Raw genomic sequence first — 8,941 nt, 5'->3', positions numbered from 1 at the left:
GCCGCCGAGCACCTGCCGCACCTCTTCGAGCGCTTCTACCGCGCCGACGCCGCCCGGGACCGCGCCCACGGCGGGTCGGGCATCGGGCTGGCCATCGTCCACGCCATCGTCCACGCCCACGGCGGTGCCGTGACCGCGACCAGCACCGGGCCCGGCCACGGTGCCCTGTTCACCGTCGAGCTGCCCGTGGACACCGGGACCCGGGTGGAGCGCCGCTCATCCTGACCGGGTGGTCTCCTTGGTCGCCGTCCGCTCTGCGAGCCGGTCCGGCGGCTGGCTGCCGGTGGCGTCGCCCGGGAACAGGACACTGATGGCCCATAGGCCAAGGGCCATGAAGCCCAGGCAGATCACGAGCACCAGCCCCGTCGGTCTTCTCCGAGCGCACGCGGCAGGTGCCTCGCCCAATCGAGCCATCCACGCTGCCCGGAGTAGGACTCTGCCTCGAAAGCTCCGTGAAGCCCATCTGGCCTGAAGCTGATCCGGGTGACCCGCCCCGCCCGCGGTTGCTCTGCCGCCTTCTTGTGCTGTACGTGGGCCTTGTTGATCAACGCCTGCTCTACGGAATTCATCAGACCTTCATCGTTCTGGCTGGACGTGGGGGTGCGGAGGCAGCGCATCGGCCATAGCGTGCCGAGCGGGTAAGCAAGAGAAAGCAGTGACTATGTCGACGTATGTCGGGCTCCTTGCCATGGTCGTGCTCGCCTTGCTTGGTGTGGGCGCGGCGTACCTGCTGTGGCGGGCGACGGCCTTGCACCCCGAACCGGTCACGGTGAAACCCTTCCTTTCGGGGTTTGACCCCCAAGAGCACGCGCTGTCCCGGTTCCATGCCCGCTGGTACCCGATGACACTGCTTTTCCTCGCGTTCGACGTGGAGATGTTGTTCATGTACCCGTGGGCAGTAGTCGTCGCGAAGATGGGCGCCTCGGCCGTTGTGGAGATGTTCACCTTCCTCGGCGTCCTCATGGCTGGTGTGGTCTGGGCCTGGCGTGAGGGGGCTCTGCGATGGACGTGAGGCGGTCATTGGCGAGCTGGGCTACCCGGCGAGTGCATGTCCAACTGGTGGAGGTACCCGGTTGGGCAGAGGTCCGGATGCGCACCGAAAAGGAGATCGTGAACCGAGCGTGGCCAATCGCTCTCTCGTCCGCCGAGGCCGACATGCTGGTGGTGTGTGGGCATGCAGACGGTGAGTTCGCCGAGATACTTGAATGTGTCTGGGCGCAGTTGCCCGGGCCTAGGGCGCGGACCGTCATCTGTTCTAGCGAGGGCATTTCAGCGGCACTGGAGACGGCGCTGGCCGAACTGAAGAACGACGAACACCAACGCCATGACGCCCTCACGCGCCCAGATGGCGCTGAAAGCAAGTCCTCGGAGGACGGTGACGACGCCGGCATGGGGGGTGGCCAACACGACCACGGCGCCATGAGCCACGGCGAGCACCAAGGCCACAACCCCGAGCCCGGCAGCCAGGACGAGTCCGCCACCAACGACCACGCCGACATGGGCCACGACGAACACGGAGGCCACGGCGGGCATGACATGTCGGGGCCGGGCGGCATCCCTTTAGCGAGCGGAGGGCCCGACCGGGATGGTCTTGACCTCGATGTCTTGCACGTGTCCCTCGGTCCGGTTATGCCGCACTGGCCGGCCGGGTTGGTGCTGCACTGCTCGGTGCAAGGAGACGTGGTCGTGGAGGCAGAGGCAGCAGAAGTTCTCGGCGTGGAGGACCAGCCAGCGGGTACGCCGCAGCAGGACACCTCCCAGCCCGAGCAGCGGCGCTGGATCGCTGTGGCGCGCTGCGATGCCGTTGCCCGGCTTCTCACTGTCGCTGGATGGGAAGGCGCTGCAGGGCAGGCACGAGGTGTGCGGGACGCTCTGCTCGATGGCGCGTCGCTACCAGAGTGTTCGGCACCGTTGCGCCGGCTCGAGCGCCGGGTACGCCGGTCGGTGCTGCTGCGGTGGTCGCTGCGCGGACTTCCCTCACTCTCGGATGAGGGCCCCGACGGGCACGACATCCTCGAGCAGTTGGAGAGATGGGTGTCTGAGGCGCGCGGCGCGGTGGAGGACGCTTTGCCGGTTGATCCGGTCCACGCTGCCTCCTCGCTGGACTCCCTGAGCGCCCTGGTGACCGGGCTGGAGCTGGCATCGGTCCGGCTTGTGGTGGCGGGCTCTGGTATCGACACCGCGATCGCGGCCCGCCCGGAGATGGCCCATGGGTGAGCAGGTGGTGGAGGTGCATCCGCTGTGGGCGGTGGTGGCCGGTGGGCTGCTCCTGCTTCTGGCGCTGGCCGGCGCTGCTGTCGACGGACTTGCCGCCGGCCGCGCTGGCGGTGTCCGAGGCGGGCTGGGTACTCCGGTGTGGGAGAGCGCGCGGCTGTTGCGTCAACGGCGGCGCACCACGGTGGCCGCCGACTCGCTGCTCTGGCGCATCGGCGGCGGCGGCCTCGTGGTGGTGGCCCTGCTGATGGTGGCGGTGGTGCCGTTGGGTCGCTGGACGATCGCTGATCTTCCCGTGGGGCTGGTGTGGTTCAACGCCATGGACGTGCTCGTCTGGGCGTTGGTGTGGCTGCTGGGCTGGGGCGCGAACAGCGCTCACTCCCTGGTGGGGGGCTACCGGTTCCTCGCCCAGGCACTGTCTTATGAGCTGCCCCTGATGTTCGCTCTGGTCGCGCCGGCGGTGGCGGCAGGCAGCCTACGTATGGGTGATGTCGCGGCCGCCCAGGAGGGCCTGTGGTACGTGGTGTGGATGCCGGTGGCCTTCGTCGTCTTCTGCCTCGGCGTGATCGCCTTCTCGGTATGGGGACCGTTCTCGGTGGCCGCCGGCGGCGACATCGCCGGCGGGGTGCTGGCCGAGCTCTCCGGTCCCGACCGGCTCCTGGTGCTGGCCGGGCGCTACGCGTTGCTGGCGGCCGGCGCCGCCTTCGCCGTGCCGCTGTTCCTGGGGGGCGGGGCCGGACCGGTGCTGCCGGGGTGGGTGTGGTCGCTGCTCAAGACCGTGGCCCTGCTGGCCGTGCTGGTCCTCGTGCGCGGTCGGCTGCCGGCCGTGCGGCCTGAACGCTTCGCCGAGGTCGGCTGGTTGATTCTGCTGCCGGCCACCTTGGTACAGGTCCTGATCGTGTCGATCGTCATGGTGGGAGGGAACTGAGATGGTCGAGGCTGTCGTCGTCTGGGTGCTGGGGGCCGTCGCGGTCGCCGCCGGGGCTGCGGTGTTCATCGTCGATTCGATGGCGCGGGCCACCTACGCGCTGGCCATCTCTTTCGTGGCCGTGGGTTTGATGGTCCTGTCCTTGGAGCTGGACTACATCGGCGTGGTCATCGTGCTGATGATGGTCATGGAGATGGCCATCATGGCGATCTACATGGTCATGTTCATGGGCATGAATCCGGCGCTGATGCCCATGGAGATGGTGCACAACAAGCGCGGCTCTCTCCTGTTGGCGGGCCTGACGTTCGTCGTGCTCGCCGCCGCCGCGGTACTGATTCCTTGGCCCGAGCGCCTCGGGGAACCGTCTGCCGACCCGACGGTGGCACTGGGCGAGGCGATCATGGGTTCGCACATGCTGGTGATGCTGGCCATCAGCGCGGTGCTGTTCTCCACGATCGTTGCCGGGATCGTGCTGGCCAACCCGCGGGGGCGGTATGACCGCTTGGGCGCGGACCTCGACCGCCGGGCCCCGGAGGATCCGATCCGCGGTGGGGTGGGCCGATGAGTCTGGAGATCTTCCTGCTCGTGGCTGCCGCGCTCATCGCTGTGGGGCTCTACGGCGCACTGTCTCAGCAGGTCGTGGTCATGGTGATGATGGGCCTGGAGCTCATGCTCAACGGGATCATCCTCGCCGGTGCCGCGCTGTGGTGGTACCTGTCGCCCACTCCTGACGGGCAGGTCCTCCTGCTGGTGGTCATCGCCGCCATGACCGTGGAGATGGCTATGGGGTTCGCCGTCGCCACGCTGGTGAACCGTGCCCGCAAGGACGACATGACCGACTCGGCCACGGAGCTATCCGGATGAGCGCCCTGCTGTGGCTGTTCATCGCCGCCCCCACCGTAGCCGGGACAAGTCTGCTCCTGGCCGGACGCCGGGCGGAGAAGGCCGCCGTGCCGGTGTCGCTGACCGTCGCCGCCGGCGTGGTAGTTCTGTCCGGCATCCTTGCCGCCACCCGTCCCTCAGTCGCGGCGCCATTTATGGCCGGGGCAAGTTTCGGCCTCGGCGTGGACGCCCTGTCCGCCCTGGTATCGGTCGCCGTGAGCGTCGTTGCCCTGCTCGTGCTCGTCTTCGCTGGGAGCGAGGGGAACGAGGCCCCCGCCCGGTTCCACGGCCTGATGTTGCTGTTCCTGGCTGCGGTCCTGCTCACCACGACGGCGACGACACTGCCGGCGCTGCTGTTCGCCTGGGAGATCATGGGGGCCACCTCCTACGCCCTGATCGGGTTCTCCTGGCGTCAGGAGTCGAAAGTCTCCGCGGGTCTGACCGCGTTCGTGGTGACCCGTACCGCGGACCTGGGGATGTACCTGGCCGCCGGGGCGGCGCTGGCGGGCGGGGCGGGGATGGTGCTGGCCGACCTTCCGCAGGCCGCGCCGGGGTGGCGCGACGTGATCGCCGTGGGTCTGGTTGTGGCCGCGGCGGGCAAGGCGGCCCAGCTGCCCTTCAGTTTCTGGCTGTCCCGGGCGATGGAGGGGCCCAGCACCGTCAGCGCGCTCCTGCACTCCGCGGCGATGGTCGCGATGGGCGGGTATGTGCTGCTGCGAGTGGAGCCGCTGCTACAGGCCACGGGCTGGGCTGCCACGGCCACCGCATGGCTTGGTGCTTTGACCGCAGCGGTCCTGGGCATCGTGGCGCTGGCCCAGCGGGACCTCAAGCAGTTGCTCGCCGCGTCCACCGCCGCCCAGCTGGGTTTCGTCGTGCTGGGCGCGGGGCTCGGTGCGACGGCCGGGGGTGCTGCCCACCTGGTGGCGCACGCCTCCACGAAAGCACTGCTGTTCCTGGTGGCCGGGGCGTGGCTGAGTGCCCTGGGCACCAAACGGCTGGTCGCGCTCCGGGGCGCCGGCCGCCGGTGGCCGGTGGTGGGAATCGCGTTCGCCGTGGGTGCACTGTCATTGGCCGGGGTCGCACCGCTGTCGTTGTGGGCCACCAAGGACGCGGTTCTCGCTGCCGCGCTCAGCTCCTCCCCCGCCCTGTACGTCCTCTCCCTGGCCGGCGCTGCGCTGTCGGCCGCCTACGCGGGCAAGGCCCTGGCCCTGGTGTGGGGGCGCCCGGAGCGCCGGGGGGCCGCTAAGCCACAACGGGCCGGTGTTGAGCAGCAGCCCACCGGGCACGTCAGCCGCTGGGAAAAGTTCCCGATCGTTGTTCTGGCGGTTGGTGCGGCGGTGCTCGGCCTGCTCGCCCTACCCCCGGTCGGCACGATGCTGCGGGCGGCCCTGGGTGAGGACACGGCCAGCCCACACGTGTGGGAGATGGTGCTCTCCGCCGCCATCGCACTCGGGGTCCTGGCGCTGGTCATCGCGCGTCCGCGCGTACCCGAACCCGCGTCCCTGAGTGGTTGGCTAAGTCTTGAACGGGCAGCGAACGCGGTGGCCGTGCGCCCGACCCTGGTGCTGGCTCAGGCACTGTCCCGCTTCGACGACGCCGTCCTGGACCGCGGTGTCCGTTCCGCCGCGGGCGGCACCGCCCGGGCGGCCCGCTTCGCAGCCCAGGTCGATGATGACGTCCTCGACCGCGGGGTAGGGGCGACCGCCCGGACTGGCGTGCTCGCCGCCCACGCCGCCGCTAGGGCCGACCGTGGCAGCGTGGACAAGGCCGTGGAGGCACTGGCCGGCGTCGCGCGCCGTCTGGGCCGGTGGGCGCAGGCTCCGCAGTCGGGACAGGTCCACCAGTACTACGCCCAGCTCACCGCCGTCCTGCTTGCGGCGGCCGTCCTCTTCGCCGTCGTGAGGTGACCATGCTCAGCGTCCTCATCTTCTTTCCGCTCCTCGCCTCCGTCGTACTGGCGCTGGCGCGCCGGGTTCCGGACGCGGCCGCACGCTTGACATGGGTGACGGTGGCCGCGGTCGAGCTGGCCCTGGTGATCGGCATGTGGGTGGCCCCCGCGCCCCGCGGCGAGCTGGCCTTCGAGGAGCAGGTGACGTGGATCCCCAACGCCGGGGCCAGCTATCACGTGGGGCTCGACGGCCTGTCGCTGCCATTGGTGGCGATGACGGCGGTGCTGTTCCTGGCTGTGGCCGTCTACGCGTTGCGTGAGGGTGACCGTCCCCGCCCCCAGGCCGCGCTCTTCCTGTTCCTGCAGACCACGGCGATCGGCCTGTTCGCCGCCCAGGACCTCATCCTTTTCTTTCTCTTCTTCGACCTGTCGATCGTGGGGATGTACTTCCTCATCGCCGGGTGGGGCCACGGCGACGCCGCCCGCTCGGCGCTGAAGTTCTTCCTCTACACCTTCCTAGGGTCCCTGGCCCTGCTCGTCGGGTTCATCGGCCTGTTCCTCGCCGCCGAGCCGCACACCTTCGACATGGTCGAGCTCACCGCCGCCGCCCCGCTGAACGACCAGCCTGTGGCCGGCGGGCTCGTCCTGGCCGCCATCGTGATCGGCCTGGCGATCAAGACCCCGACCTTCCCTTTCCACACCTGGCTGCCACCCGCCCACACCGACGCCCCGGCGGCCGGGTCGGCCGTCCTCGCCGGAGTGCTGCTGAAGATGGGAACCTACGGGTTCGTCCGCATCGCGATGCCGATGCTTCCCGAGGCGTGGCGATCCTGGGCCTGGGTCATCATCGCCATCGGCATCGTCTCGGTGCTTTACGGCGCCCTGGTGGCTCTGGCCCAGACCGACTTCAAACGGATGGTCGCCTACACCTCGGTCAACCACATGGGCTACATCATCGTGGCCCTCGGCGCAGCCGGGCTGGTGGGCGGTGGGGTCCAGGCCCGGGAAGTTGCCGTGACCGGTGCGATGACCCAGATGGTGAGCCACGGCCTGATCACCGGCGCGCTGTTCCTCCTGGCAGGGGTGTTGGCCGACCGCGCACGCACCTATGACATGGGTTCCTACGGTGGCCTGGCCGCCCCGGCTCCCCGCTTCGCCGCCCTGCTAGCCGTGGGGGCCTTTGCCTCCCTGGGTCTGCCGGGCTTCAGCGGTTTCATCGCCGAGTTCCAGATCTTCGCCGGCAGCATCGGCGCCACCCCGATCACCGCGCTGGCACTGCCCGGCATCATCCTCACCGCCGCACTGTTCCTGCGGGCTCTGCAGCGCCTGCTCACCGGCACCACCCGTGGCGCCTCGGCCGGGTTCACCGACCTGCGCACCACCGAGACGACGTCGATCGGTTCACTTCTCGCCTTGGCGTTGATCATCGGGGTCCTGCCGCACTGGTTGCTGACAGTGATCGAACCTGCTGCCGCTGCCGTCGTCGAGCTCGTGGCCCGGTAGCCCATGGCGAGCATGAACATGTCCCCCACCCACCTGCTGCCCGAGGCGATCCTCTTCGCCGGGGCCGTCCTCACCCTGCTGGTGGGGTCCTTCCTGCCCCAGCACCGGCTGTGGCTGACCCGGCTACTCGCCCTGCTGATCCTCACCGCCGCCAGCCTGGCCGCCGCAGTGGCCTGGGCGACGCCAGCGGAGGCGGTGTTCGCCGCGACGTTCGCCGCGGACGGCCCCACTAGCGCAGCGCGGGTCATCATCACGGTCGCGACGATCGCCGTCATCACGCTGGGCAAGGACGAGATCACTGGGCGGGCACGAGAGTCAGAGACCCACGTGCTGCTGCTGCTCGCGGCGCTCGGCAGTACGGTCCTCGCCGGGGCGAACGACCTGCTGGTCCTGGCCGTGGGGTTCCTGCTCTCCAGCATCCCGCTCTACGCCCTGGTCGGCATGGAACGCACCGCCCTGGCCGCCGAGGGCGCACTGAAGACCTACCTCATCGGCGCCCTCATGGGCATTGCGCTGCTGCTGGGGGCCACCGTCCTTTTCGGTGTCGCGGGCACCACCGGGTATGGAGAGCTCGCCGCCGCGCTGCCCCAGGCCCCGGCGGCCGCGGTGACCCTGGGCCTGGTCGCCGTGCTCGGCGGCCTGACCTTCAAGATGGGGGCGGTGCCCGGGCACTTCTGGATCCCGGATGCCGCTCAAGGGTCCAGCACCACCGTGGCCGCCTTCCTGACCACGGTGCCCAAGATCGGTGCCGTGATGGCCGCCTACCGTCTGGTAGACCTCGCACCGGACTCCGTCAACGCCGGACTCTTCATCGCCCTGCTCGCCGCGGTGACCATGACCCTGGGCAACCTCGCCGCCTTCACCCAGACCGACCCCCGGCGACTGCTGGGTTGGTCGACCGTCAGCCAGGCGGGCTACCTCCTGCTCCCAGTGGCCGTGGCCGGACGCAGCGACCTCGCGCTGCCCTCGATGCTGCTCTACCTCGCCGGGTACGCCGTATCGAACCTCAGCGGCTTCGCCGTGATCGCCGCATCCCCTGGCCGACCAAACCTCTCCACCTACCGCGGCCTGGCGGCCAGCCGGCCCTGGGTGGCCGGGGCACTACTGGTGGCCCTGCTCAGCCTGGTGGGCACCCCACCCACGCCCGTCTTCGCCGGCAAGCTCACCACCTTCACCGCGGCCTGGGACGGCGGCCTGGCCTGGCTGGTGATCATTGCTGCCGTCAACACCGTGGCCAGCCTGTTCTACTACCTGCGCTGGCTGGCACCGGCGTTCCGCCCCGCACAAGACACCGGCCCGGGTGAAGCCCGTTCCGCGGCGCCGGCTCGATGGGCAGGTGCCACCGCGGTCGCGACAGCGTCAGCCGTCCTGGCCCTCGGTCTGGCCGCACCACTCTTGTGGACGGTGCTGGACGGTCAACTGGCTCGGTAGCCCCGGCACAGAACCCCGATGGGAACCCGCGAGATGCGCCCTCGAGCCTCAGCATGGCCGACCTTCCTGCCGATGAGGTAGGTGGACCGGAAAGG

General features: G+C 69.7%; 9 protein-coding genes. All 9 read left to right on the top strand.

Annotated elements, in window-relative coordinates; all coding sequences use genetic code 11:
* A partial coding sequence (locus VR894_RS18365) for an ATP-binding protein (protein ID WP_324653879.1) occupies positions 1-225 on the top strand: 225 nt, incomplete at its 5' end.
* Positions 226-661: 436 nt separating this feature from the next.
* Positions 662-1,012, top strand: coding sequence for an NADH-quinone oxidoreductase subunit A (locus VR894_RS18360; RefSeq protein WP_110853981.1), 351 nt, complete (start codon positions 662-664; stop codon positions 1,010-1,012).
* Between the two features lie 77 nt (positions 1,013-1,089).
* Positions 1,090-2,217 (top strand): hypothetical protein, encoded by a 1,128-nt coding sequence (locus VR894_RS18355; RefSeq protein ID WP_110853973.1) that lies wholly within the window; start codon positions 1,090-1,092, stop codon positions 2,215-2,217.
* Complete coding sequence (locus VR894_RS18350; protein ID WP_110853974.1) at positions 2,210-3,142, top strand: NADH-quinone oxidoreductase subunit H; 933 nt, start codon at positions 2,210-2,212, stop codon at positions 3,140-3,142. Before VR894_RS18355 ends, VR894_RS18350 begins: the two co-directional genes overlap by 8 nt.
* A gap of 1 nt (position 3,143) precedes the next feature.
* Positions 3,144-3,707, top strand: a complete 564-nt coding sequence (locus VR894_RS18345) for an NADH-quinone oxidoreductase subunit J (RefSeq protein WP_110853975.1) — start codon at positions 3,144-3,146, stop codon at positions 3,705-3,707.
* Positions 3,704-4,006 carry an NADH-quinone oxidoreductase subunit NuoK gene (locus tag VR894_RS18340; RefSeq protein WP_110853976.1) on the top strand — a complete coding sequence of 101 codons (303 nt, stop codon included), beginning with the start codon at positions 3,704-3,706 and terminating at the stop codon, positions 4,004-4,006. The genes VR894_RS18345 and VR894_RS18340 overlap by 4 nt, the downstream gene beginning before the upstream one ends.
* On the top strand, positions 4,003-5,931 hold the full coding sequence (locus tag VR894_RS18335) for a proton-conducting transporter membrane subunit (protein ID WP_110853977.1): 1,929 nt from the start codon (positions 4,003-4,005) through the stop codon (positions 5,929-5,931). The genes VR894_RS18340 and VR894_RS18335 overlap by 4 nt, the downstream gene beginning before the upstream one ends.
* Positions 5,932-5,933: 2 nt before the next feature.
* Positions 5,934-7,415 (top strand): complex I subunit 4 family protein, encoded by a 1,482-nt coding sequence (locus VR894_RS18330; RefSeq protein ID WP_110853978.1) that lies wholly within the window; start codon positions 5,934-5,936, stop codon positions 7,413-7,415.
* 12 nt (positions 7,416-7,427) lie between these two features.
* Positions 7,428-8,846 (top strand): NADH-quinone oxidoreductase subunit N, encoded by a 1,419-nt coding sequence (locus VR894_RS18325; RefSeq protein WP_324653873.1) that lies wholly within the window; start codon positions 7,428-7,430, stop codon positions 8,844-8,846.
* Positions 8,847-8,941: the final 95 nt, after the last annotated feature.

It is taken from the genome of Georgenia sp. H159 (assembly GCF_035607575.1).
GTDB lineage: Bacteria > Actinomycetota > Actinomycetes > Actinomycetales > Actinomycetaceae > Oceanitalea.
This window is presented reverse-complemented; position numbering and strand designations above follow the sequence as displayed.